21 protein-coding genes, 1 tRNA gene and 1 pseudogene are annotated in these 25,915 nt (G+C 63.6%); 10 read left to right on the forward strand and 13 right to left on the reverse strand.

Features of this window, described 5'->3' with window-relative positions; genetic code table 11:
* Positions 1–347: 347 nt before the first annotated feature.
* The 8 genes and pseudogenes from HV770_RS15275 to cysS form a co-directional block, all read right to left on the reverse strand.
* Positions 348–731: a DUF3987 domain-containing protein gene (locus HV770_RS15275; protein ID WP_281366220.1), complete on the reverse strand. Its 384-nt coding sequence runs from the start codon at positions 729–731 to the stop codon at positions 348–350.
* Positions 732–757: 26 nt separating this feature from the next.
* Positions 758–949 (reverse strand): annotated as a pseudogene (locus HV770_RS39725) (DUF3987 domain-containing protein); the annotation flags it as partial.
* A gap of 327 nt (positions 950–1,276) precedes the next feature.
* Positions 1,277–1,370: transfer RNA gene (locus HV770_RS15285), tRNA-Ser, on the reverse strand.
* 152 nt (positions 1,371–1,522) lie between these two features.
* On the reverse strand, positions 1,523–2,773 hold the full coding sequence (locus tag HV770_RS15290; RefSeq protein ID WP_121317452.1) for an aspartate kinase: 1,251 nt from the start codon (positions 2,771–2,773) through the stop codon (positions 1,523–1,525).
* A gap of 384 nt (positions 2,774–3,157) precedes the next feature.
* On the reverse strand, positions 3,158–4,609 hold the full coding sequence (gene tilS, locus HV770_RS15295; protein ID WP_175160830.1) for a tRNA lysidine(34) synthetase TilS: 1,452 nt from the start codon (positions 4,607–4,609) through the stop codon (positions 3,158–3,160).
* A gap of 44 nt (positions 4,610–4,653) precedes the next feature.
* The gene (locus HV770_RS15300) at positions 4,654–5,625 is read right to left on the reverse strand and encodes an acetyl-CoA carboxylase carboxyltransferase subunit alpha (RefSeq protein ID WP_175160831.1); all 972 of its coding nucleotides are present in this window, start codon (positions 5,623–5,625) and stop codon (positions 4,654–4,656) included.
* Positions 5,626–5,751: 126 nt separating this feature from the next.
* The gene (locus HV770_RS15305; protein WP_175160832.1) at positions 5,752–6,801 is read right to left on the reverse strand and encodes a DNA-3-methyladenine glycosylase family protein; all 1,050 of its coding nucleotides are present in this window, start codon (positions 6,799–6,801) and stop codon (positions 5,752–5,754) included.
* Positions 6,802–6,848: 47 nt separating this feature from the next.
* Positions 6,849–8,246, reverse strand: a complete 1,398-nt coding sequence (cysS, locus tag HV770_RS15310; protein WP_175160833.1) for a cysteine--tRNA ligase — start codon at positions 8,244–8,246, stop codon at positions 6,849–6,851.
* Between the two features lie 231 nt (positions 8,247–8,477).
* Here cysS and HV770_RS15315 point away from each other — a divergent pair, with 231 nt between their 5' ends.
* From HV770_RS15315 to HV770_RS15330, 4 genes are all read left to right on the forward strand, one after another.
* On the forward strand, positions 8,478–9,266 hold the full coding sequence (locus tag HV770_RS15315) for a tetratricopeptide repeat protein (protein ID WP_175160834.1): 789 nt from the start codon (positions 8,478–8,480) through the stop codon (positions 9,264–9,266).
* A gap of 47 nt (positions 9,267–9,313) precedes the next feature.
* Complete coding sequence (locus HV770_RS15320; protein ID WP_175160835.1) at positions 9,314–9,895, forward strand: peptidylprolyl isomerase; 582 nt, start codon at positions 9,314–9,316, stop codon at positions 9,893–9,895.
* 198 nt (positions 9,896–10,093) lie between these two features.
* On the forward strand, positions 10,094–10,588 hold the full coding sequence (locus tag HV770_RS15325) for a peptidylprolyl isomerase (RefSeq protein ID WP_121317438.1): 495 nt from the start codon (positions 10,094–10,096) through the stop codon (positions 10,586–10,588).
* A gap of 46 nt (positions 10,589–10,634) precedes the next feature.
* On the forward strand, positions 10,635–11,432 hold the full coding sequence (locus HV770_RS15330; protein ID WP_175160836.1) for a UDP-2,3-diacylglucosamine diphosphatase: 798 nt from the start codon (positions 10,635–10,637) through the stop codon (positions 11,430–11,432).
* Between the two features lie 259 nt (positions 11,433–11,691).
* On the opposite strand, the gene cysE is transcribed toward HV770_RS15330, so the two are convergent.
* Entirely contained in the window at positions 11,692–12,534 is an 843-nt protein-coding gene (cysE, locus tag HV770_RS15335; protein WP_175160837.1) for a serine O-acetyltransferase, read from the reverse strand.
* Between the two features lie 187 nt (positions 12,535–12,721).
* On the reverse strand, positions 12,722–13,567 hold the full coding sequence (locus HV770_RS15340) for an RNA methyltransferase (RefSeq protein ID WP_175160838.1): 846 nt from the start codon (positions 13,565–13,567) through the stop codon (positions 12,722–12,724).
* Between the two features lie 666 nt (positions 13,568–14,233).
* Here HV770_RS15340 and HV770_RS15345 point away from each other — a divergent pair.
* From HV770_RS15345 to HV770_RS15360, 4 genes are all read left to right on the forward strand, one after another.
* Entirely contained in the window at positions 14,234–15,037 is an 804-nt protein-coding gene (locus tag HV770_RS15345) for an inositol monophosphatase family protein (RefSeq protein WP_168669875.1), read from the forward strand.
* 343 nt (positions 15,038–15,380) lie between these two features.
* Positions 15,381–16,679, forward strand: a complete 1,299-nt coding sequence (gene lplT / locus HV770_RS15350) for a lysophospholipid transporter LplT (RefSeq protein ID WP_175160839.1) — start codon at positions 15,381–15,383, stop codon at positions 16,677–16,679.
* Between the two features lie 155 nt (positions 16,680–16,834).
* Positions 16,835–19,525, forward strand: coding sequence for a DNA mismatch repair protein MutS (mutS, locus tag HV770_RS15355; RefSeq protein WP_175160841.1), 2,691 nt, complete (start codon positions 16,835–16,837; stop codon positions 19,523–19,525).
* Positions 19,512–20,903 (forward strand): metallophosphoesterase, encoded by a 1,392-nt coding sequence (locus tag HV770_RS15360; RefSeq protein WP_175160843.1) that lies wholly within the window; start codon positions 19,512–19,514, stop codon positions 20,901–20,903. Before mutS ends, HV770_RS15360 begins: the two co-directional genes overlap by 14 nt.
* Here HV770_RS15360 and HV770_RS15365 read toward each other — a convergent pair.
* On the reverse strand, positions 20,883–21,422 hold the full coding sequence (locus tag HV770_RS15365; RefSeq protein ID WP_121317423.1) for an FKBP-type peptidyl-prolyl cis-trans isomerase: 540 nt from the start codon (positions 21,420–21,422) through the stop codon (positions 20,883–20,885). The genes HV770_RS15360 and HV770_RS15365 overlap by 21 nt on opposite strands.
* Before the next feature lie 32 nt (positions 21,423–21,454).
* Here HV770_RS15365 and HV770_RS15370 point away from each other — a divergent pair, with 32 nt between their 5' ends.
* Positions 21,455–22,705, forward strand: coding sequence for a cupin domain-containing protein (locus tag HV770_RS15370; protein WP_175160845.1), 1,251 nt, complete (start codon positions 21,455–21,457; stop codon positions 22,703–22,705).
* A 235-nt stretch (positions 22,706–22,940) separates the two neighbouring features.
* A complete protein-coding gene (locus tag HV770_RS38660) occupies positions 22,941–23,204 on the forward strand; it encodes a hypothetical protein (RefSeq protein WP_168669870.1) in 264 nt (87 codons plus the stop codon).
* A 150-nt stretch (positions 23,205–23,354) separates the two neighbouring features.
* Here HV770_RS38660 and yoaA read toward each other — a convergent pair whose 3' ends face one another.
* The gene (gene yoaA, locus HV770_RS15375) at positions 23,355–25,625 is read right to left on the reverse strand and encodes a DNA repair helicase YoaA (RefSeq protein ID WP_175160847.1); all 2,271 of its coding nucleotides are present in this window, start codon (positions 25,623–25,625) and stop codon (positions 23,355–23,357) included.
* Positions 25,626–25,688: 63 nt separating this feature from the next.
* A complete protein-coding gene (locus HV770_RS15380) occupies positions 25,689–25,907 on the reverse strand; it encodes a DUF465 domain-containing protein (RefSeq protein WP_042322843.1) in 219 nt (72 codons plus the stop codon).
* Positions 25,908–25,915: the final 8 nt, after the last annotated feature.

The raw sequence follows: 25,915 nt of genomic DNA on the forward strand, positions 1-25,915 counted from the left end.
GAGCAGGCATCTGAGCCACAGCCCGACACCCGACTCCTGTCCTGACTGTCCGTATTACCATGGTGAGTTCATGATGAAATGGCGTGAACGCCATTCAAACATCCCCTCCTCAAGCTCCGGCACCTTCCTCTTCTGTGTTGATTGTAGCGGTATGCGATTCAGGTTCCATCGTAGCTGTGGAACCGACACGTGGGGACCAGGTCACTCAGGGCAAATGGCAAATGGCACGAGCGGGCGTACTTGCAGCCTTTCGGCGATGGGCGTCGCCTACTCACGTACGTCAAGACCCGCATCGTAAGCAGGTCGAACGACATGCGCTCCGGGTGACCTGATGGTTGGCCGGTATCTCAGGATGTGCCACTGCGGACCGAAGAAGCACAGCGCAGATGTGCACGTTGTCCGCGCTGTCGAAGCGCAGACAACCTGGCAACGTGCTCCCCATAGCGGTTGGCAAATTCCCTCTCATTTTCAAATGCGCCGTTCTCTGCCATCAGCCCCTCAACGGCATTGAACATTTCCACCCAGAATTTCTGAGCATCAGGCTCAAAATGCAGCGTCTCTCTGAGGTTTTGCCGCTCCCCCATGTCTCCATGGGAATAGGACAGCAGCGTCTGGACACGCGTGTTGAACTTGCCAATCCATTCCGTTGAGCGCGACTCTTGACCTTGAAACTTTCGCTTGCCATAAGGCGTGTCAGGCCTGGACAGCAGGACACGGGCCATGAGGCCAATGCCTTTGCCTGCTCGCCCTTTCGCTCCAGAAAGCGGTCAAAGACAACCGGCTGGACCATCAATGACAAGGTCAGTCGTGGATCTGAAACAAAAAAGGTCTCGCTTTTGGTGCGGCCCACAACGTCAATGGCTCCGTCATCCCACAGGCGGTCCAGACTCGATATGTCGGACTCGCCCTTGGAGTTGAGAATGCCAGCAGGACATGCGGCCTGGGCCAACGCGCGACAGAGAAAACAGATACGCGATCAGAGGACCGCTCGGTAGCTTGACGTGGACTTCCACAGTCTCCCCGCTGGATTCCGTTATAAATTTCTGGAAGTATAAGAGGCGGCAGAATCGCGTCACTTCCAGCAAAGGAGGCGTTGTGGGCAGCATGGGCGGTAGCGTCCGGCACCGCGCGCTTTCATGACATGGCGCGATCAGGCAAGATCGAAGGTCAGGCAAGATCGAAGGAATTCAGTCTTTGTCGCGTGATGGGCCTGATGATGGGCTGGAAACAAAAAGCCCCGTAGATCGTGAAATCTACGGGGCTTTTTTACCGCTTTTGGCGGAGACGGAGGGATTCGAACCCTCGATCCAGGTTTTGGCCCAGATGCTCCCTTAGCAGGGGAGTGCCTTCGACCTCTCGGCCACGTCTCCCAAACTTTCTGTCGCACAGGGAGTCAGTGCGACGAAGCCAAGATAATAGCGGGCCGAACGTCGAAGGTCAACGCCTGAAGAACACTTTTTGTGCCAGGTTTGTCATTGCTGACGCAATTTTTCGCACTGGTCGCGCAAAAGCAAACGGGGCTTTACGCCTGATCCAGATCAAACGCCTTATGCAGCGCGCGCACCGCGAGCTCCATGTACTTCTCGTCGATCAGCACCGAAATCTTGATTTCGGAAGTCGAGATCATCTGGATGTTGATGCCCTCTTCCGACAGCGTGCGGAACATCGTGCTCGCGATGCCGACATGCGAACGCATACCGACGCCGACCACCGACACCTTCGACACCTTCGGATCCCCGAGCACCTTTTCGGCTTGCACATGACCCTGCACCTGGCCCGTGAGGATCTCCATCGCGCGCTGATAATCGCCACGGCCGACCGTGAACGTGAACGCCGTTTTGCCTTCGACGCTCTGGTTCTGGATGATCATGTCGACGTCGATATTCGCGTCTGCCACCGGGCCGAGAATCTGATAGGCGATGCCCGGCTTGTCGGGCACGCCCATCACGGCGATACGAGCTTCGTCGCGCTGGAACGCGATGCCCGAGATGACTGCTTTTTCCATGGTCTCGTCTTCTTCAAAAGTAATCAGGGTGCCCGACTTCATTTCAGCGTCGAGCGGCATCAGCGGATCGGTCAGGCTCGACAGCACGCGCGTCTTCACCTGATACTTGCCGGCGAATTCCACCGAGCGGATCTGCAGCACCTTCGAACCCAAGCTGGCCATTTCCAGCATTTCTTCGAACGTCACGCGATCGAGCCGGCGCGCTTCTTCGACCACCCGCGGGTCGGTCGTGTACACGCCGTCGACGTCGGTATAAATCAGGCACTCATCGGCTTTCAGCGCGGCCGCCACCGCGACCGCCGACGTGTCCGACCCGCCGCGGCCGAGCGTCGTGATGTGGCCATCCGGGTCGATGCCCTGGAAGCCGGTGATCACCACCACCTTGCCTGCGTCGAGGTCGCGCAACACGCGCTCGCCGTCGATTTCGCTGATGCGCGCTTTCGTGAACGCGCTGTCCGTTCTGATCGGCACTTGCCAGCCTGCGTAGCTGACAGCGTCGACGCCGGCGTCCTGCAACGCGATAGCGAGCAGACCCGAACTGGCCTGTTCGCCCGTGGCGGCGATCATATCGAGTTCGCGCGCGCTCGGTTGAGCCGTGATTTCTTTAGCGAGACCGAGCAAGCGGTTGGTTTCGCCGGACATCGCCGACGGCACGACGACCATCTTGTGGCCGGCCTTATGCCATTTCGCGACGCGCTTGGCGACGTTCTTGATGCGCTCGACCGAGCCCATCGAGGTGCCGCCGTATTTATGTACGATGAGTGCCATTGTCGTTCTGAACTGGAAGAGAAACCGCGCTGGCGCGCTGGAGACGACCGCACAAAAGCACAGGAGCGCAACGTCTTGTGAACGACGGCAAAGTGTGTGGCGGCGTAAATGCAGCGCGCGTGCAACACGCGCGGGTTTGCCCGGGAATGATCGCTAGTGACTTAACGGGAAACGACGGATCACGCTCGCAACCGGCGATAGCGACAAAAGCGACGGCGAAATCGGGTCGGGCAAGCAGGTAAACGTACCCGATTGAGCGTAAAAAGACAAGCCGCAGCGGCCATCGAAAGCCGCGGAATCAGTGCCGCAAAGGCTTGTTTCGTGCGGATTTGCGCCCTATTTCCCGGTTGGTCGCTCGCTTCTCAGCACAGTCCGACCGGCCGGTCAGGCGATCAGGAGGTCTTCGCGCCAGATGATCCTGATGCGTGTTCCGTCGGCGTCGGCCGAAGCCGGCAACGCTGCGCGATTCACGCCGAGCAAAGGCACGAACAGCAGTTCGTCGCCGATATAGAGCAACGGCACGTCGCGCTTCCATGCAGGGACGCCGCGCTCCTGGAACAGGTTCTTCAGCGTTCGGCTCGGTGCGCCGGGCGCGTCGCTCGTGCGCATCCGTTCGCCGCCGCTGCGCGAGCGCGCGCTCAACGAGGCGCGTCGCAGGACGTCGCAAGGGATCGTGTCGTTGGCATCAGAGCCTGCCTCTACCGCGCCCTGCTCCTCGAGCGCAAATACAAACGTGCCGCGCCATTGCGGCAAACGCCAGATCGATTCGCCCTGCCACGCGAGTTCGCTGATCTCGCGCGCGGCGAGCGCGGTCTCATCGGCGGCTTCACTGCTGTCGCCCGCTTCCCAATACACGAGGCCGCGATAGCTGCGCAGCGCCTGGCCCGCATGATCGACACGCAGACGATGCCCGTCGCCCGCCGCGCCCACTTCGCGCAGTTGGCGCAACGCATCGCTCAGACGGGCACTCGATGCCACAGTGAGACCCAACGTGCGCATCCAGTAACGCATCAGATTGAGCGCGCGATCGTCGTCGAGTGCGAGCAGCGCATCGTGCGACAGCGCGCGTCCTTCGTCGGCGGATACCGCATCCATGTCGATGCGCGCCAGCGCATCGAGCAGGCGCTGCGCCGACGCGGCATGCGCGGCCGTGCGCGCCAGCGCGTCGCGAAAACCGGGAAAGTGGACCGCCAGCGCGGGCGTCACCTCGTGACGCAGCGCATTGCGCGCGTAGCGGGTGTCCGCATTCGACTCGTCGTCGATCCAGTGCAAGGCACGCGCGCTTGCATAGTGCTCGAGCTGCGCGCGCAACACATGGAGCAACGGCCTCACACGCGCCGTGCACGCGCCGGCCGCAGTGAACTCGGGCGCCATCGCCGCAAGACCCGCGAGACCGGCGCCACGCAGCAATTGCAGCAGGACGGTTTCGGCCTGGTCGTCGGCGTGTTGCGCGAGCCAGAGCGTGTGAATGCCGCGCGCCGCGCACATCGCATCCAGCGCGCGATAACGCGCATCACGCGCTGCCGCCTCGACGCTCACACCGCCAGCACGCGGCACCTCGACGCGCAACGCGTCGAATTCGACGCCGCGTTCCTGCGCAAACGCCTGGCAATGCGCAAGCCACGCGTCAGCGTGAGGACTCAGCCCGTGATGCACATGCAGCGCGACACAACGCGACGCGCCCGCGACGCGCACCGCGGCATCGAGCAGCACGCTCGAATCGACACCGCCGCTGAACGCCACCGCGATGCGCGCACTGCCAGCAAGCGCGGACAGCGCCAAGCCGACCGCCTCGATCACGAGGCGCTCGGCAGGCGAAGCGGCGATGGGAGTCACGTCGTTAGCGCACGAAGCGCCGATGGAGAAGAGAACGCGCGGGCTCAAGCACCCGGCGTCGTTTCCTTGAACTTGCCATACGACATCAACCGTTCGAAACGGCGTTGACGCAGGTCGTTGATGCTCATCCCCTGGAACTGGCGCAGCGAGTCGGCGAGCGCACGGCGCAGCATGGCGGCCATGCCCTTCGGATCGCGATGCGCGCCGCCGAGCGGCTCGTTGACGATCTTGTCGATCAGGCCGAGCGCCTTCAGACGATGCGCGGTCAGGCCGAGCGCTTCTGCGGCTTCCGGCGCCTTCGCGGCACTCTTCCACAGAATCGATGCGCAGCCCTCCGGCGAAATCACCGAGTAGGTCGAGAACTGCAGCATCAGCACGCTATCGCCGATCGCGATAGCAAGCGCGCCGCCCGAGCCGCCCTCACCGATGATCGTTGCAATCAGCGGCGTCTTCAGTTCGGCCATCACGTACAGATTGCGGCCGATCGCTTCGGACTGGCCACGCTCTTCCGCGCCGATGCCCGGATACGCGCCCGGCGTGTCGATGAACGTGAAGATAGGCAGGTTGAATTTTTCGGCCAGACGCATCAAACGTTCAGCCTTGCGATAGCCTTCCGGACGCGGCATGCCGAAGTTGCGCAGTGCGCGCTCCTTCGTGTCGCGGCCCTTCTGATGGCCGATCACCATGCAGGCCTGGCCGTTGAAACGCGCGAGGCCGCCGACGATCGACAGGTCGTCCGCGTAGTTGCGATCGCCATGCAGTTCGTGGAAATCGGTGAACAGCTCGCTCACGTAATCGAACGTGTACGGGCGTTGCGGGTGACGGGCGATTTGCGAAACCTGCCACGGCGTGAGGTTCGCGTACAGATCTTTGGTGAGCTGTTGACTTTTCTTGGACAGCCGCTCGATCTCTTCCGAAATATCGACGGCCGAATCGTCCTGCACGAAGCGCAATTCTTCGATCTTCGCTTCGAGTTCAGCGATTGGCTGTTCGAAATCCAGAAAGGTGGTCTTCATTGGTTGTAATCCTTGGACTTACCGGCAGCGCGTATTCTAACCGCGCTCGCCGCTGTCAAAACCATCTCGCAACTATCCAAATCTAACAATCGATAGCTTTTTGAGATAGCCTCGTTTTTTTGTTGTTCAGTAGTCGACCGGCAAGGGATCGAGGCTACGCCACATATACCAGGTCGCGACCGTGCGCCACGGCTCCCAGTTCGCCGCGACCTCGCGCGCTTCGCTGCGCGTGACCGGCTCGCCGCTGAAATAGTTGACGCTGATCGCGCGGATCAGGCCGAGGTCGTCGAGCGGCAGGACATCGGGACGCGACAGATTGAAGATCAGGAACATCTCCGCGGTCCAGCGGCCAATGCCTCGAATCTGAGTGAGTTCGGCGATCACCGCCTCGTCTTCCATCGACGTCCACTTGCCGACGTGCAACGCCCCCGACACGAAATGCTGCGCGAGATCGAGCACATACTCGGCCTTGCGCTTGGACAGCCCGCACGCGGTCAGCTTCTCCTGACCGAACTTGATGAACTGCTGCGGCACGAGCTTCGGACATGCGGCTTCGACTTTCGCCCACACGGCTTGTGCAGACGCGACCGAAATCTGCTGCCCCACTACCGAGCGCGCGAGCGTGACGAACGGGTCGCCACGGCTTAGCAGATGCACCGGGCCGAACTTCGGAATCAGCTTCTTCAGAATACGGTCGCGCTTGACGAGGTCCGCACACGCCTTGTCCCAATACGCCGGACGCGTGACTTCAGGCGTGAGGCCGCCGATCTGCACCGGTACTGCCGCATCGCTCGCACTCGCCGCTTCGCCACCGGCACTCGCTGAGGCGCGCGTTTTGCGCACGACTTCGCCCGCGTTGGTGTCGCGCGCGAGCTCCTGCACGTCGCCGGCAAGTTCGGCCGGCAATGCGCCATTGCCTTTCACACGCGACGCCTTGGCGCGCTTCGCGGCAGGCGCGTGTGCCGACGTCCCGTTGAGCGCACGTTTGAGCGTCGCCTTTTTCGCTGCCGCCCCTACGCCCGCTGCGCTCTTCGCCGCCACCGCAGTGGCTTTCGACGATGCTTTCTGTACCGCGCCGCTGCCCGCGCGAGCCGACGTGCGTGTCGACTTTGCCGCGGCTGCCGCGCTTGTCTGAGACGCGGCTCGTTTAGCCGGCGTCTTCGTGGCCGTTGCCATCCTGCCTCCTGCCTGGCGAGTCGATCAGAGGGAAGTACGAGGTGCGCTCACACGCGCCGCCACTCGGTCAACCCGCCGGGTTTGTCTTCAAGTGCAACGCCGGCCTCGAGCAATTCAGCCCGGATCCGGTCTGCTGCCGCATAGTCCTTCGCCTGCTTGGCGGCCACGCGCGCGGCGATCTTCGCTTCGATCGCGGCGGGCTCGAGCGCGCCTTGTGCTGCGGCACCCGCGGCCTGCTGCAGATACGCACGCGGCTCACGCCCGAGCAGTCCGATCACCGCACCGAGCGCGCGCAATTGACGGGCCAGCGCGGGGTCGCGCGTGCGGTTCACTTCAGTTGCCAACTCGAACAACACCGACACTGCAACCGGCGTGTTGAAGTCGTCGTTCATTGCCGCCTGGAAACGCTGCGCATGCGCTTCGTTCCAGTCGAGCTCCGCGGCGTCCGGCGTGACGTCCTTGAGCGCGGTGTACAAACGCGCGAGCGCGTTGCGGGCGTCGTCGATATGCACGTCGCTGTAGTTCAACGGCGAGCGGTAATGCGCGCGCGCAATGAAAAACCGCACGACCTCTGCATCGTACTGCGCCAGCACTTCGCGAATCGTAAAAAAATTGTTCAACGACTTCGACATCTTCTCATTGTCGATCTGTACGTAGCCGTTGTGCATCCAGTAATTGACGAAGGTTTGACCGGTAGCGGCTTCACTTTGCGCAATTTCGTTTTCATGGTGCGGAAACTGCAGATCCTGACCGCCGCCATGAATGTCAAATTGATCGCCGAGCAGCGCGCAGCCCATCGCCGAGCACTCGATATGCCAGCCAGGACGGCCGCGCCCGTACTTCGATTCCCAGCCGGTGTCGGCGGGTTCGTCGGGCTTCGCCTGCTTCCACAACACGAAGTCGAGCGGGTCCTGTTTCGCGTCGTTGGCCGCGACGCGTTCGCCCGCGCGCAGGTCTTCGAGCGACTTGCCCGAGAGCTTGCCGTAGCCGGCGAACTTGCGCACCGCGTAGTTGACGTCGCCGTCGCTCGCCTGATACGCGTAGCCGTTCGCCTCGAGCGTCTCGATCATGCCGAGCATCTGCGCAATGAAGTCGGTGGCGCGCGGTTCGAGGTCAGGCCGCTGGATGCCGAGCGCGTCCGCGTCTTCATGCAATGCGTCGATGAAGCGGTCGGTGAGCGACTTGATCGTCTCTCCGTTCTCCACGGCGCGGCGGATGATCTTGTCGTCGATATCCGTGATGTTGCGCACGTAGGTCACGTCATAGCCGAGCGTGCGCAGCCAGCGCTGCACGATGTCGAACACGACCATCACCCGCGCGTGACCGACGTGACAATAGTCGTACACGGTCATCCCGCAGACGTACATCCGCACGACGCCTGCTTGCAGCGGCACGAAAGTTTGCTTGTCACGCGCGAGCGTGTTGTAGATGCGCAGTGATTCCATAGAGAACGGTGCGTGGGCCGAAAGAAATCCGCATTGTGTTTCAGACGCGCCGCGCCCCGCCAGAAGACGACGGGTGCGTCGCATACAGCAAAACCGGCGCACCTGGTGCGGCGATCAAGCTGCGGTCAAAGCGGAGACGACCACGAGTGGCGAAAAGACAGTTTGCGGTTCGACGGAACGCGCAGACCTTTTGTTAGAATGGGTCGGAGTATAACATCCAGACCCAAGCCTATGAAACCTTCCAGCGGCCGCGCGCACAGCGCTGCGACCCTCGCCGCGACGGCGTGCAATGGCCTCACGCGCGGTGCTGCGCGCGCCCTCGCCGTGCGCGTCACCGTCGCCGTCGCTCTCGCGGCCCTGCCCGTTGCGGCAGCCTATGCACAGAAGGCCGGCATGATGCCGCAAGGTCCCGCGGTGCGCGATAACACGCCGGAAATCGACGCGTCGATTGCGCAGAAGAACTGGGAAGCGTCGTTGACTCAGCTCGATGCGCGCATCGCATCGAATCCGCGCGACGCGCAGGCGAAGTTCAAGCGCGCCACCGTGCTCGCACACCTGAATCGCGACGACGAGGCGATCGCCGCGTTCACCGAACTCACGCAGCTGTACCCCGAATTGCCCGAGCCGTATAACAACCTCGCCGCGTTGTACGCAAAGCAAGGCCATCTCATCGAAGCGCGCACCGCGCTCGAAACGGCCACCAAGGCCAACCCGAGCTACGGCCTCGCGTACGAGAATCTCGGCGACGTCTATCTGCGCATGGCGAGCGAAGCCTACCGTCACGCGCAAGGCCTCGGCAAGGCGAGCCCCACGACCGCGCGGCGTCTGGCCGACATCCAGAAGATCGTCTCGCCGCCAAAGAACGGTGCGCCGGCGAGGCCCGCTGCAGCGGCAGCGCCCACGGACAGCGCCACGGGCCGCGCCATCTCGAACATGAACATGCCGCAGACGCCGAGCTTCCAGTTCGGCGGCTCGAACGGCTCGCTGGCCATGCCGCCCTACATGGCGCCGTCGCAGTAACGCCGGCACTTGTGGGCACTCCGCTTTTTCCACCTCCGAGGATCTTCATGAAATGGTTGATGTTGGCGCTCGGCAGCGCCGCCCTGATCGCAAACGCACCCGCTTTTGCCCAGTCCGGTTCGCAAGCCGCGCATCCGTCCGTGCTGCTCAAGACATCGGAGGGCGACATCGGCGTCGAGTTGTATCCTGAGAAAGCGCCGAAGACGGTCGCGAATTTCCTCGACTACGTGAAGTCCGGCCAGTACAGCGGCACGATCTTCCATCGCGTGATTCCCGGCTTCATGATTCAGGGCGGCGGCTACACGCAAAGCTTCGCGGAGAAGCCGACGCGCGCGCCGATTCCTCTGGAGAGCCACAACGGTCTGAAGAACCTGGCCGGCACGCTCGCGATGGCGCGCACGAGCGATCCGAATTCGGCCACCGCGCAGTTCTTCATCAACACGGTGGACAACGCCGGGCTCGATTATCCGAATCCGGACGGCAGCGGCTACGCGGTGTTCGGCAAGGTCACGAGCGGCATGGACGTCGTGAAGAAGATCGAAGCCACGCCTACCACGTCGCGCGGCCCGATGGGCGACGTGCCGAAGACGCCGATCGTGATCCAGTCGGCCACGGTGGTCGGCAAGTAAGTGAGCAGCTAAGCGGACGAAGCACGACGAGCGCGCACGAGCCAACCCGAGCGTGCTCTCGAATCAGCACGCCAACGCCCGCACGTCGACGCGTTGGTGCACAATCCACGCCCCGGCGCGGGCGGCAGTCAAGGCAGTACGCACCGCATGACGGCTCGCCGCGCCCTTTTACCCACCCGTTCATCAAAGGATTCCATCATGGTTGAACTGCATACGAACCACGGCGTCATCAAACTCGAACTGGACGCCGAGAAAGCGCCGAAGTCGGTTGAGAACTTCCTCAACTACGTGAAGGCGGGCCACTACGACAACACGGTGTTCCACCGCGTGATCGACGGTTTCATGATCCAGGGCGGCGGTTTCGAACCCGGCATGAAGCAGAAGCCGACGGCCGAGCCGATCAACAACGAAGCGAACAACGGTCTGAAGAACGTCAACGGCTCGGTCGCGATGGCGCGCACGAACGACCCGCACTCGGCGACGGCACAATTCTTCATCAACGTGAACGACAACGACTTCCTGAACCACTCGTCGCCGACGCCGCAGGGCTGGGGCTACGCGGTGTTCGGCAAGGTGGTCGACGGCATGGACGTGGTCGAGAAGATCAAGAAGGTCAAGACGGGTTCGAAGGGCTTCCATCAGGACGTGCCGGCCGACGACGTCGTGATCGAAAAGGCTGTGATCGTCGACTAAGCTCTACCGAGCGTCGACTCGTTCGAACTGAAATCAGGCACCTTCAATGCTGCAAGAGACGCCGCTGCGAAGCGTCGCCGCGGGCGTGCCTGGCGAGGGCCAACACCCCCGCGCCGCACGCCCGTTTTTTCTCCTCTCCGACATTCATTTGAGCGAGGCGATCCCGCATACGGTCGCAGCGTTCGAACATTTCATTCGCGTCACCGCCGAGCAGGCGGACTCGGTGTTCATACTCGGCGATCTGTTCGAGTACTGGGTCGGCGATGACATGCTGGTCGAGCCGTTCGTCGCACGTATTGCGGCGCTGCTGCACACGCTGTCGGAGCGCGGCATCGCGCTCTACATCATGCACGGCAATCGCGATTTTCTGCTCGGCAAGCGCTTCATGAAAGCGGCCGGCGCGATCTGGCTGCCCGATCCGTTCGTGATCACCGCGTTCGGCATCCGTGTCGCGCTCGCGCATGGCGACGGTCTGTGCACCGCGGATCATGGCTACCAGATGTTCCGGCGTTTCGCGCGCAACCGTTTCGCGCAGATGCTGTTTTTGGCGTCGCCGTTTCGCTGGCGTCAGAAGCTCGCCGAAAACATGCGCGCGAAGAGCGAGCATGGCCGCATGCGGCCGGTCTCGTTGAAGTATGACGTGGCGCCGAAGGCCGTTGCCGCGCTGTTCAAGGCGTCGAAAACGGCAACGATCATCCATGGGCACACGCATCTGCCCGCGCGGCATCGCGAGCCGGGCGGCATGCGCTGGGTTCTGCCGGATTGGGATCTCGACCATGGCGCACACCGCGGCGGGTACCTGCGCATCGATGCGGATGGGATTCGGGCGTTACCGTTGGGCTGAGGCTGCTTGAGTGAGTTGCCTGACTTCCGGCCGGTTTGATTTTGGGCCCGCTGTCCTGCCGACCGACCCGAAGCCGACTTACGGCTTACTTTACGCTGCCCCGCCTGACGACGCGCTGATCCGGAGTGGCTCGCTAGCGATCGACTCGCTTGAAATGGGCTTGCCGGCGTTGCTGCCTGCGCGAAGGCCCGCCGTGTGAAACCGCCCCGCCAGAAAGCTCCGCGCCGGCCACCCTTCATGACGGCCGGCCCGTTGGCGATTACCGCTGCGCCACCGCCCCTTCCTCTTTCCCCGCAATCGCCGCAGACAGGCGCCGCAAGTCGAGCAACGCCGCGTCCGCGCCTTGCAAGCCTTGCAGACCTTCGAGGCTCGTGCCCAGGCGCTCCAGCGCATCGACGATCTCGTCGATGCGCTTCGATTGCGTGGCGGCATGATCGATCAGACCGTGAATCGCCAGCGACACCGGATCGTCCGCGTTCGGCGTGATGCCGTATGCGCAGAATGCGCTGCGTTCGCTCGTTCGCTTCGTATCGCGCGCGGCGTCGTTGCCATCCGCGTTGGCGGTGCTCGCCGCCGTGGCTGCTGACGCCGGCACGATAATCCGCGCCGGATTGCCCACCGCCGTGCCGCGCGCGGGCACCGGTTTAGTCACCACCGCGTTCGAGCCGATCTTCGCGTCCGCGCCGATCGTAAAGCCCCCGAGCACCTTCGCGCCCGCGCCGACGATCACCCCGCGCTCGAGCGTCGGATGCCGTTTCGCTCCGCGCGTGAGCGACGTGCCGCCGAGCGTCACGCCCTGATAGATCGTGCAGTCGTCGCCGATCTGCGCGGTTTCGCCGATCACCACGCCCATGCCGTGATCGATAAACACGCGCCGCCCGAGCGTCGCGCCTGGATGGATCTCGATGCCGGTCATGAACCGCGCCATCTGCGAGAGGAAACGCGCGAGCCAGCGGCGCTTCGCCTGCCAGCACGCATGCGCGAGCCGATGCAGCACTAGCGCGTGCAGGCCCGGATAACACGTGAGCACTTCCCATGCGCTGCGGGCGGCGGGGTCGCGCTCGCGGATCGTGGCGATGTCTTCGCGAAGTCTCGTGAACATGGCAGGGACAGTGTGTTGTGGGGGAAGGACCGTCTGCGCACTGCGACGCTGCTGCGTCGCGCATGACGGCGATGCGGCCGCTTAGCACGGCTGCAGATTTAGTTAGAACGTTGCAGGGATTGTAGGTCGATTGCGAGAAACCTGCCGGAAGTCCACGCTGCCGGCAAGGTCGTCGGACGAATACGGCTCAGGGCGCGTCGTCGCCGTCTCGCTTCGTCTTCAGCAGAATGTGCTTGGCGATGCCGCGCACGATATTCACTTCCTCGCGCTCCAGCCCGGAGCGAGCAAAGAGTCGCCGCAAACGGGACATCAGTTTCTTCGGATTGGCCGGATCGAGGAAGTCGAGGGCGACCAGCGCGCTCTCGAGATGCGTGAACATGCTTTCGATTTCGTCGCTCGCCGCGCGCGGGCCGGCCGGTTCGCCCTGCGTCGCCTGCCCCACGCTCGCCTGAGCGGTGACCAGCGCGCGCGCGGTCGCGTCGTCCCCGGACAGATACTCGGTGCGCAATTCGTACGCGAGCACCTGCACGGCCTGCGCGAGATTCAGCGAACTGTAGGCCGGATTGGCCGGAATATGCGCGAGCGCGCTGCAGCGCTCGACGTCCTCGTTCGACAGACCCGTGCGCTCGTTGCCGAACACCAGCGCGATCTCGCCATGCACCGCCTGCTCATGCGCGACCGCGGCTGCGGCACGTGGCGTCCATTGCGGCGGACCGTATTCGCGCAGCCGCGCGGTCAGCGCGATCGACCAGTGCACGCCGATCAGTGCGTCGGCGAGCGTTGGCACGACGTGCGCGGACGCGAGCACGTCGTCCGCGCCGCTCGCCATCGCGATTGCTTCCGGATCGCTCTGTACATGCGGCACGCGCGGCGACACCAGCACGAGCCGCGAGAAGCCCATCGTCTTTAGCGCGCGTGCCGCCGCGCCGACGTTGCCGGGATGGCTGGGTTCGACGAGCACGAAGCGTGTCGAGGTGAAGCCGCCGCGCAGGTCGGCCACGGCGGGATCGGAGGAATGGAGGGTGTGGTCCACGTTGGCACTCTGCAAGCTAAAGACGCGTATGGTAGCGCCAACCTCGGGCGGGCTCCGAATTGCCGCGATGCGGGCTAGCGAATTGCGTACCGGAAGGCGAACGATGTGCGGGCGGCGGCGCTAGTTCGCCCTCACCCTGCCGCTATCGGCGGAAGGCAATTGATCGCCCGCGGTAACGAGGCAACCAGTCAGACGGTCGCCACGCAGAAGCGAAGACGCCATCCGTGACGCACTTCGCGCTCGCCATGCCGCTGCCGGCGAAGCGCAATTTCACCGCGGCGTGGCAGCCGGGCAGCCGGTGAGGCACCGCCTCGCAGAAGCGAAGCCTGCGCCAGCCGGTTCCCGCTCCGTCGCGCGAACCGGCCATGCGGCTGCACCACAGCGCCCCAAGCACCCCGCTTGCCGCCGAATTCCCCGCCCCCAGCGCGAACGCTGCCGCGTCGCCCGGACTCAGGTAAAATGCCAGGATTCGCGCCCGGTTTTAGCCCTTCGCTCAACCGGGCGCCTCGTTCTTATTCAATTCGTCTCCGTCGGCGGAATGCGCACCGGTCCTGTACCGGGCGGCGTTCCGTGCTGTTTCCGCGCTCTTCGGGCGCCCAGTCAGCGCAGGTTTAGCGCTCATTTACCGGCCAGCAGCCGTGCTGCCCCGGCACAAGGATCAGTCTCATGCATCCCATGCTCAATATCGCTGTGAAGGCCGCGCGCCGCGCAGCCCAGATCATCAACCGCGCGTCGCTCGACCTCGATCTGATCCAGGTCAGCAAGAAGCAGCACAACGATTTCGTCACGGAGGTCGACAAAGCGTCTGAAGCGGCGATCATCGACACGCTGAAGACCGCCTACCCCGATCACGCGATCCTCGCCGAAGAATCCGGCAAGTCGGATAACGAATCCGAGTACCAGTGGATCATCGATCCGCTCGACGGCACCACCAACTTCATCCACGGTTTTCCGTACTACTGCGTGTCGATCGCGCTCGCGCACAAGGGCATCGTGACGCAGGCCGTGGTCTACGACCCGACCCGCAATGATCTGTACACCGCATCGCGCGGCCGTGGCGCGTTCCTGAACGACCGCCGCATCCGTGTGGCCAAGCGCGACCGTCTCGCCGACGGGCTGATCGGCACCGGCTTCCCGTTCCGCGAAAAGGACGGCATTGAAGCGTACGGCCGCCAGTTCGCTGAAATGACCGAAGCCTGCGCGGGCTTGCGCCGTCCGGGCGCCGCCGCGCTCGATCTGGCGAACGTCGCCGCGGGTCGCATGGACGGCTTCTTCGAACAGGGCCTCAATGCGTGGGACGTCGCTGCGGGCAGCCTGCTGATCACGGAAGCCGGCGGTCTGGTCGGCAACTACACGGGCGACTCGGACTTCCTGCACGTCGGCGAAATCGTCGCGGGCAACCCGAAGATCTATGCGCAGATGATTCCGGTCCTGTCGCGTTACAGCCGCACGCGCGAGCAGTCGGCGTAAGGCCGGTTGTCGTGGGAGGGGCCGGCCCGAGTCGACATTGATTCAAGCTCCTCGGGCCTTCATCGAACCTGGCATCCGGGCCGGCCTTGCGGCGGCAGGTTGAACAAAAAAAGCGGCTTCGGCCGCTTTTTTTGTTGGCGGCTCTGCATCGCATGAGCGTTCGTGCTACAAAGCGGGATGCCGCGCTGGCGTGCTGCTTCGTCCGGCCACGTGTTGCATGTATCGCGCGTTTTTTCGCTGCGCCCGCTTCGCGCCGCGCCTTTCAGCCCGAATTTGAGCCCGCTCGCTAGCCCGCTTGTTGCTCTGCGTTTTATCAACAAGCGCGCGGCCTTCACTCCGCTTCATGAAAAAAGGCTTCTACACAATCATCGCAGCGCAGTTCATTTCGTCGCTCGCGGACAACGCCCTGTTGATCGCCGCCATTGCGCTGCTCTCCGTGATCCGTTCGGCCGCCTGGGTCACCCCGCTTCTACAGATCTTCTTCACCGTCTCGTACGTGCTGCTCGCACCGTTCGTCGGCGCATTCGCCGACTCGCTGCAAAAGCGCCACGTGATGTTCATCTCGAACGCGCTGAAGGCGAGCGGCTGTCTCATGATGATCGCAGGCGTTCATCCGATGATCGCCTACGGCGTGGTCGGCTTCGGCGCGGCCGCGTATTCGCCCGCCAAATACGGCATCCTCACCGAACTGCTGCCGGCGGAAAAACTCGTCAAGGCGAACGCGTGGCTCGAAGCGGCGACGGTCCTGTCGACCATCGTCGGCACTATGGTGGGCGGCGCGCTGATCAGCACCGTCGCCGAGAGATTCGTCGCGCATGCGCACCTGCCGCTGATCCGCTCCGCCGCCGATCTGGCGATGTTCGCGGTGATGATCACCTACGCGATCGCCGCCGCGATCAATATGTTCATTCCCGATACCGGCGCACGTTATCCGAACCGTCTGTCAGAACCCACGAAGCTGGTCGCTGATTTCTATCACTGCTTCAACGTGCTGTGGGCCGACAAACTCGCGCAGATCGCGCTCTGGGTCACCACTCTGATGTGGGGCGGTGCGGTGACGCTGCAATTGCTGGTGCTCAAATGGGCCAATGTGAACCTCGGGCTATCGCTGTCGAAGGCGGCGGTGATGCAAGGCGTGACGGGGCTCGGCATCGCGGTCGGCGCGGCTGCGGCGGCCGCGCTGATTCCGTTGCGCAAGTCGCTGCGGGTGCTGCCGGTCGGCATTCTGACCGGCGCGGTGGCGATCGCGATGGCCTTCTACAACAAGGACCTGTTTCCGGCGGGCGCGGGCATCCGGATCGGCTCGTACGTCGCGCCGTTCTACATCCTGCTCGCGTATCCGCTGATGATCCTGCTCGGCGCGCTTTCGGGCTTTTTCATCGTGCCGATGAACGCGATTCTTCAGCATCGCGGCGCGACGCTGCTGTCCGCGGGCCATTCGATCGCCGTGCAGAATTTCAACCAGAACCTCGCCGTGCTGCTGATGCTCGGCGCCTATGCGCTGCTGCTCTCCGCGAAGATGCCGGCGCAATGGATCATCGTCGTGTTCGGCAGTTTCATCACGTTCATGATGTGGCTCGCCAAACGGCGCAGCGCAGTGAACGAGCGCACGGTGGACATGCGGGCGATGGCCGAGGAATGACGCCATGGCGGCTTGCGCGCATTCGAGCGCGCGCAGGCCGCTGCACCGCGCGCGAGCGAACCACTGCGCGCATTGGCCATCCGGCCAGGGGTCCGCTCGCCGCGCCGGCAGGTTAAACTCACGCCCTGAACAGCTAACGCAAGAAGACACCGAGGATGGGCATTCAAACCGCAGCGGCCAACGACGTCGCACAACACACGCCCATGATGCAGCAGTATTTGCGCATCAAGGCGGAGCATCCGGGCACGCTCGTGTTCTACCGGATGGGCGACTTCTACGAACTCTTTTTCGAAGACGCGGAAAAAGCCTCGCGTCTGCTCGATCTGACGCTCACGCAACGGGGCCCGTCGGGCGGCAATCCGATCAAGATGGCGGGCGTGCCGCATCACGCGGTCGAGCAGTACCTCGCGAAACTGGTGAAGCTCGGCGAATCCGTCGCGATTTGCGAGCAGATCGGCGACCCGGCCACATCGAAAGGCCCGGTCGAGCGCAAGGTGGTGCGCGTGGTCACGCCCGGCACGCTGACGGACGCCGCACTCCTGTCCGACAAGAGCGACGTCTATCTGCTCGCCATGTGCGTCGCGCACAACCGGCGCGGCGTCGCGACCAGCGTCGGCCTCGCGTGGCTGAATCTGGCGAGTGGCGCGCTGCGCCTCGCGGAAGTCGCACCCGACCAGGTGGCGGCCGCGCTGGAGCGGATTCGTCCCGCCGAAATTCTGGTCGCCGACACGCCTTCCGATTCCGCAAGCTGGACGCCGCCCGTGAACGCGAGTGCACTGACCCGCGTGCCGGTCTGGCATTTCGATATCGCCTCGGGCACGCAACGCCTGTGCGATCAGCTGGAAGTGGCGGGCCTCGACGGCTTCGGCGCACATTCGCTCACCTGCGCGTGCGGCGCGGCCGGCGCGCTGCTGCTGTATGCGGCGTCCACGCAAGGACAGCAGCTGCGCCACGTGCGCAGTCTGAAGGTCGAGTACGAATCGGAATATATCGGCCTCGATCCCGCCACGCGCCGCAATCTCGAACTCACCGAAACACTGCGCGGCACCGAATCGCCCACGCTGTGTTCGCTGCTCGACACCTGCTGCACCACTATGGGTAGCCGTCTGCTGCGCCACTGGCTGCATCATCCGCCGCGCGAGTCAGCGGTGGCGCAGGCGCGTCAACAGGCGATCGGCGCATTGCTCGACGCGCCGCCGGGCGCCGATGTCGACACGCTGCGCGGCGCGTTGCGGAAAATTTCGGATATCGAACGGATCACGGGCCGGCTCGCCCTGCTGTCGGCGCGGCCGCGCGATCTGTCTAGCCTGCGCGACACCTTCATCGCACTGCCCGAGCTGCGCACGCAACTCGCGGCTGTATCGTCGAACGCGGATTCGCTCGCGCGCATCGATGCGTCGCTCGAACCGCCGCAAGCCTGCGTCGAACTGCTCACACGTGCGATCGCGCAGGAGCCCGCGGCGATGGTGCGCGACGGTGGCGTGATCGCGCGAGGCTACGACGCGGAACTCGACGAACTCCGCGATATTTCGGAGAACTGCGGACAGTTCCTGATCGACCTCGAAACGCGTGAGCGCACGCGTACCGGGATCGGCAATCTGCGCGTCGAATACAACAAGGTGCATGGCTTCTATATCGAAGTCACGCGCGGCCAGACCGACAAGGTGCCCGACGACTATCGGCGCCGTCAAACGCTGAAAAACGCCGAGCGCTACATCACGCCGGAACTGAAGACTTTCGAGGACAAGGCGCTGTCCGCACAGGAGCGCGCACTCGCGCGCGAACGGTCGCTATACGACGCGCTGCTGCAAACGCTGCTGCCCTTCATTCCGGATTGCCAGCGGGTCGCCTCGGCACTCGCCGAACTCGATCTGCTGGCCGCCTTCGCGGAGCGGGCCCGTGCGCTCGACTGGGTGGCGCCGACGTTCTCGCCGGACACCGGCATCGAGATCGAACAGGGACGGCACCCGGTTGTCGAGGCGCAGGTCGAGCAGTTCATCGCCAACGACTGTACGCTCACGCCCGAGCGCAAACTGCTGCTGATCACCGGCCCGAACATGGGCGGCAAATCGACCTTCATGCGCCAGACCGCGCTGATCGCCCTGCTCGCGTACGTGGGCAGCTATGTGCCGGCGCGGCGCGCGGCGTTCGGGCCGATCGACCGTATCTTCACGCGCATTGGCGCAGCCGACGACCTGGCCGGCGGCCGCTCGACCTTCATGGTCGAGATGACCGAAGCCGCCGCGATCCTGAACGACGCCACGCCGCAAAGTCTCGTGCTGATGGATGAAATCGGCCGTGGCACGTCGACGTTCGACGGGCTCGCGCTGGCGTGGGCCATCGCGCGGCATCTGCTCGCGCACAATGGTTGCCATACGCTATTCGCTACGCACTACTTCGAACTGACGCAGTTGCCGGCCGAGTTTGCGCATGCGGCCAACGTGCACCTGTCGGCGGTCGAACATGGGCACGGCATCGTGTTCCTGCACGCGGTCAGCGAAGGTCCGGCCAATCAGAGCTACGGTCTGCAGGTCGCGCAGCTCGCCGGCGTGCCGAACGCGGTGATTCGCGCGGCGCGCAAGCATCTCGCCCATCTCGAACAGCAGTCGGCGGCGCAGCCCGCGCCGCAACTCGATCTGTTCGCGGCGCCCATGCCGATGCGGGTCGAAGACGCAGACGATGATGAACACGACGCCGGGTCTGCGCAGGCGCCTGCATCACCCGCGATGCAGGCGCTCGTCGAACGTTTGCGCGGCATCGATCCCAACGATCTGCGCCCGCGCGAAGCACTCGATCTGCTGTACGAGCTCCACGAACTGGCCGCCGCGCCGGATGCGGATCATTGAAGCACACAGGCCCTCGCAGCACCCGCGCGGAATTCGCGCGGCGCTGACTTTCGCTTTCGCGTCGATTGGCGCTCTCGCGGGTTGTCTGTCTCTCGCGGGACTCTTCGCATTTGCCGCGCCCGCCTACGCCGCGGCGCCGCGCTTCATCTTCGCAGTGATCGCCGACACGATGCACGGCCCCACCGACGAACCCGCCACGCAACGGCTGATCGAGGCGATCAACCGCGAGCGCGACGTGTCGTTCATCGTCTACAACGGCAATCTGAAGGGGCCGAAAGAAGCCTGTCGCGATGCGCTCTACGAGCGCCGTCACACGCTGCTCGAAACTTCGCGCATCCCTCTCTTCTTCATTCCGGGCCAGCATGACTGGGTCGATTGCGGTACGGCCGAGGCCGGCGGTTTCGATCCGGTCGAACGGCTCGACCTGCTGCGTCAGACCTTGTTCGCCGACGCCACGTCGATGGGCCAGAATCCAATCGCGTTGACGCGCGAAAGCGAAGTCTCGCGCTTTCGGCCGTTTCGCGAAAACGTGCGTTGGTTATCCAACGACACACCGGGCGACAAAGATGACATCGTGTTCGTCGGCCTGAATGCACCGAGCCCGAACAATCACTATCTGACCGCGGGCGGCCGCAACGGTGAATTCGAAGACCGGGTGATCGCCAACGCCTTCTGGCTCGAACACGCCGGCGAATACGCGAAACGCCGCGACGCGCGCGCGATCGTCGTATTCCTTCAGGGCGACTTCGATCCGGAGCGTTACGAACGGCCCGACCGTTTCGCGTGGCTGCGCTTTGCGCACAGCCCTCGCCGCGACGGCTTCCTGGAATTCAAACGCAGCCTCGTCAGGCTCGCGCAGATTTTCCACGGCCCCATACTGGTGATACACGAGGACGATGAACGCGCCAACGGCGGCTTCGTGATCGATCAGCCGCTACGCAACGACAAAGGGATGCTGGTGACGAATCTCACGCGAGTCGCGCTTGCGCCGCATGATCGTCTTAACCAATGGATTCAGATTGAAGCGGAACCGGGCAGAAAAACGCCGTTCCGTGTGAGTGTGCGCGATGTGCCAAAGCATATGCCAATGCCCACGACGCAACCGGTGTGGCCACGCGAGGAACCGGCTGCTTCGATGCCGGGGGTACCGGCACCGGGACCGGCGCCGGCATCAGAATTGCCGCCGCTACTGCAGGCACCCGGCGAGCCGCAACCGGATCAGGTGCCGCGCCTGCCGGCCGATCAGGGCGGCGGCGGATACGGCCCGGCAATGGCGGCGCCGCCCGCCCCGGCCTCCGCACCGCACACGCCCGGCGCCGCATCAGGCTCGAGCGTGCCCGGCGGCGTGCCGGCAAGTTCAGTGCAGAGTGGGCCCTGATTTGTCTTCGTCTTCCTCGTCGTCTTCGTCGAGGATTTCGAGGCCGTCAGCGCCATGCGCGTGCTCGTGCTGGATTTCGTCTTCGGTGGCCGGGCGCACGTCTTTCACGGTCAGCGCGAAACGCAGTGCCATGCCCGCGAGCGGATGGTTGCCGTCGAGCACGACCTTGTCTTCCGCGACTTCGGTTACCACGTAGACGAGCGAGTCGAGATCTTCGTCGCCTTCTTCCGGCGTGCCTTCGAATTGCATGCCGACTTCGAGCGGTTCCGGGAAGCGATCGCGCGGCTCGATCTTCACGAGATCGGCATCGTACTCGCCGAACGCGTCTTGCGGTTCGAGCTGGATCTGTGTCTCGAAGCCGGCCTCGTGGCCGTCGAGCTCTTCCTCGATCTTGGGGAACGTGCCATCATAGCCGCCGTGCAGATAGACCATCGGCTCGTCGCTTTCTTCAATCAGATTGCCCTGCGCATCCGATAGCTTGTAAGCGACCGACACGACGGTGTTCTTTGCGATTTTCATTCGATTCTCCAGAATACAACTCACATTATACGATGCCCAAGCGGCCCACAGACCACCCGGCCGATGCAGCTTCGGCACGGAATTCGTCGCCGGCTTCAAAGCCGGCGCTGCCCGTCCTTCCGCCCTCGCCCGACACGCCGACTGCCTTGCTCGGCAATTTGAGTCCTTCGCAATTCATGCGCCGGTACTGGCAAAAAAAGCCGTTGCTGATTCGCCAGGCGATTCCGAACGTGGAGGCGCCGCTCTCACGCGACGAATTCTTCGAGCTGGCCGATCAGCACGAAGTCGAAGCGCGCCTGATCACCCACTTCCGCAACAAATGGCAGCTCGAACACGGCCCGTTCGCGCCCGATGAATTGCCCTCGGTGAAGCAGCGCGCCTGGACGCTGCTCGTGCAGGGCGTGGACCTTTACGACGATCGCGCGCGCGCGTTGCTCGACCGCTTCCGCTTCGTGCCGGACGCGCGCCTCGACGATCTGATGATCTCGTACGCAACCGATGGCGGCGGCGTAGGCCCCCACTTCGATTCCTACGATGTGTTTCTTTTGCAAGTAAAAGGCAAGCGCCGCTGGCGCATCAGCTCACAGAAAGATCTGGCCTTGCAAGCCGGCCTGCCTTTGAAAGTTTTACAGAATTTCCAGGCCGAAGAGGAATGGCTGCTCGAGCCCGGCGACATGCTGTATTTGCCGCCGCACATTGCGCATGACGGCATCGCGCAAGGCGAGTGCATGACCTGCTCGATCGGCTTTCGCGCCCCTGCCGCGAGCGAGTTGACCGCCCAGTTCCTCTATCACCTGGCCGAGCGTGGCGAATCGGCGGGCAAGACTGGCGCGCTCTACCGCGATCCGCAGCAGCCCGCCGTCGACCGTCCTGCCGAGTTGCCGGCCGCGCTCATAGAGAGGGTTGGCGCAATCCTTGCTGGCGTCAAATGGAAAGAGCAGGATATTGCGTCGTTCCTTGGCACCTATCTCAGCGAACCGAAGCCGAGTGTCGTGTTTGATCCGCCGCAAAGGCCGCTCAACGAAGCCCGTTTTATCAGTCAGGCGGCGAAGTCCGGCCTGCGGCTCGACCGCAAGACCAATCTGTTGTACAACCGCCGTTTTTTCTTCGTAAATGGAGAAGAAACGTCATTTGATGGCGCAAAAAAATGGCTGTTTGATCTCGCGGATCGCCGGTGCTTGAGTGCGAAACGCTTTGTAACACTCTCACACGATTCGTCGGTGACAGCACTACTGCACGAGTGGTATTGTGCGGGCTGGATACAAGTGGGCGAGCTTGCGTAACTCTGCCCGCCTGCTATATACCGTACTGTTGAAATTTTGTATGAGAAAGACAACGTATTGACCCCGGATTTATCGACTGTCAGTACGAAAGTGCATATAATTTCCGCCCAAGCCGTAGGGAAGATTCCAGCTCGTCGAAAGAGCGTCTCCACCAGCGGCCCAGGTCGGTGTTGGAGCACATTACCGGTTTTATTTTGCGCTGTTGCTTACCTTTAAACCATAAAAGGACGTGATCATGAAGAAATCCCTCCTCGTAGCATCCCTGTTGGCAGCTGTGGCACTGGCTGCATGCAACAAGAGCAACGATCAGGCCGCTGCCCCGGCTAGCGACGCTGCTGCTGCCTCGGCACCGGCGGCTGCTGCAGCTTCGGATTCGGCTGCTGCTGCGAGCGACGCTGCTGCTTCGGCTACGGCTGCTGCTTCGGATGCAGGCGCTGCTGCTTCGGACGCAGGCGCTGCTGCTTCGGCTGCTGCTCCGGCTTCGGCTGCAAGCAACTAAGCTGTAGCTTAGGGCTCGCCTTCAGGCGAAAACCGCACCGCGAAGTCTTTCCGATTTCGCGGGTGGTAAAGCAAAACGCCACGGATTCACATCCGTGGCGTTTTGTCATTCAAGCGCCGTTTATTAACGGCGGTTCGACACACGTCCGCCCTATTGAACCCGCGTCGAATTCTCTTCGAAGAACTCGCGTACCACCTCGATCTCGCGTGTGCGCTTGAACGGCGGCAAGCTTTGCCAGATACGACGTCCATACGGTTTGTCGACGAGGCGCGTGTCGCAGATCATCAGCACGCCGCGATCGGTCTCCGCACGAATCAAACGGCCCGCACCCTGCTTCAGCGTGATCACGGCCTGCGGCAACTGATGCACGGCAAACGGGCTCAAGCCTTTCTTCGTCAACGCATCGAGCCGCGCCGACAGCACCGGATCGTCGGGCGGCGCAAACGGCAGCTTGTCGATCACCACCAGCGACAGCGCATCACCACGCACGTCCACCCCTTCCCAGAAGCTCTGGCTACCCACCAGAATCGCATTGCCGTACGAGCGGAAGCGGTCGAGCAACTCGGTGCGGCTCGCATCGCCCTGCACGAGCAACGGATAGTTCCAGCCCCGCGCTTCGATCGTATCGCGCAATTTCGCCGAGATGCGATCCACCGCGCGCAGCGTTGTGCACAGCATGAAGACGCCGCCGCCCGAGGCTTCGATCGCGGGCAACGCCGCGTCGAACACGGCGTCGGTAAACATCGGCGAGGAAGGCTGCGGCAAGTTGCGCGGCACGTACAGGAGGCCCTGCGTCGGATAGTCGAAGGGACTGGGCAGCGTCATCGAGCGCTTGGCGTTCAGACCCATCTGTGCAGCGTAGTGCGTGAAGTCGCCGCGTACCGACAACGTCGCCGACGTGAAGATCCACGCGCGCGGCACGCCGGCGCGCTGCTTCGCGAAGATCGGCGCGACCGACAGCGGCGTCTCGTGCAACTGCACGGTATGGGAGAAGACTTCGATCCAGCGCACCTTTTCGTTCGGGTCGGCGCGCTCGGTGTTGCCGTCGTTCGAGGTGGCCTGCTGTGTGTCGGCGGCATGGCGTTCGGTCGCGGTGGGCGGTGTCGTCCAGCCGGCCAGCACACCCTGCAATTCGCGCGCGCGACGCAGGCACGCGCCGATCGACTCGGCGCGCTCGGCCTGCCCCGCCAACGCGGTGGCCAAGGCGTCGAGTTCGGTTTCGAGCGTGTCGAGCGCGGGGAACAGCGGATGATCGTCGGGCAACTGACCGATCGACAAACGCACCGAGTCTTCCTTGAACGCGAGCCGCACATCGCGCGCCGCGCGCTCGAGCGTCGCGCCGAGCTTGACCCAATCGACCGTTTCGCGCGCATGACCCAGACCTTCGGCGACCGAATCGCGTGCGAGTTCGAGAAACTGCGTGGTCGACAGCGTCTCGCCGAAGAACAACGTCGCGGTCTCGGGCAGTTGATGCGCTTCGTCGAAGATGACGGTGTTCGCGGTGGGCAGCAGTTCCGCCATGCCCGTGTCGCGCAACATGATGTCGGCGAAAAACAGGTGATGGTTGACCACCACGATATCGGCCTGCTGCGCTTCGCGGCGCGCCTGCATCACGAAGCAGTCCTTGTAATGCGGACACTCCTGGCCGAGACAGTTTTCGCGCGTCGACGTGACCATCGACCACACCGCGGCCGTTTCCGGCACGCTCGCGAGTTCAGCCTTGTCGCCGGTGCGCGTGATCTTCGCGAAGCGCACGATGTCCTGCAGATACGAGGTTTCCTGGCGCGACGGCAAACGGCCGTTGTCCGCGGTGCGCTGCAGATAGTAGTGGCACAGGTAATTGGCGCGCCCCTTGAGCATCGCGACCGACACCGGCACCGCGAGCGCGTCGCGCACGGTCGGAATGTCGCGCTGAAAGAGCTGGTCCTGCAAGTGCTTGGTGCCGGTGGAGACGATCACCTTACCGCCCCACAGCATGGCCGGCACGAGGTACGCATAGGTCTTGCCGGTACCCGTGCCCGCTTCGACGATCAGCGTGTTTTCACTGCCGTCGAGTCCGCTGGATCCGGGGTTTTCAGCGGCGTCGGCCGCGGCCTGGGCATCGGCCGCACCGCCCGTTTGCAGACGCCGTGCGGGACGCTTCTGCGCCTCGAACATCGCGGGCTCGGGCATCGCGCGGCCGGACGCTTCCATCGCTGCGGCGACCGCGCGTGACATTTCGATCTGCGAAGCCCGCGAGCGATAGCCGTCGATCTGCCGGGCCAGCAGGCCGTCATCGGCGAAGATCTGATCCAGTTCGGCGACGCGCCGCGGATTCAACGACGCGCTCAGCGCGGACGCGCCAGGACGCGGCGCCGGCGTGGCGGTGGCTGCGTCATCGCCCGAGGTGCGCCGGGATGAAGTTTCAAGCGGTGAATTCAAGGCAAGCATTCCTGCAAAGTCCGGCTCGCGCGTCGCGCGCCCGGCGCCTGCCAGGCCGCGAACTCAGGCGCGTGCGTCCGGTTCGAGCTGCAATTGCAGCAAGATGATGGTGTCCTTGACTTTGAGTTTGCGCTTTTTCAGGCGCTGCAACTCGAAGTCGTCGATGCCGGGCTCATCCGACATTCGGTCGATCAACCGATCGAGCCCACTGTGCTCCGATTCCAGTTGCAGAATCCGGTCGCGAAGTGTGTCCGCGTTGATGACGTGGTGATGATCGCGCATGCTCGCCT

Source organism: Paraburkholderia fynbosensis, assembly GCF_902859935.1.
Classification (GTDB): domain Bacteria; phylum Pseudomonadota; class Gammaproteobacteria; order Burkholderiales; family Burkholderiaceae; genus Paraburkholderia; species Paraburkholderia fynbosensis.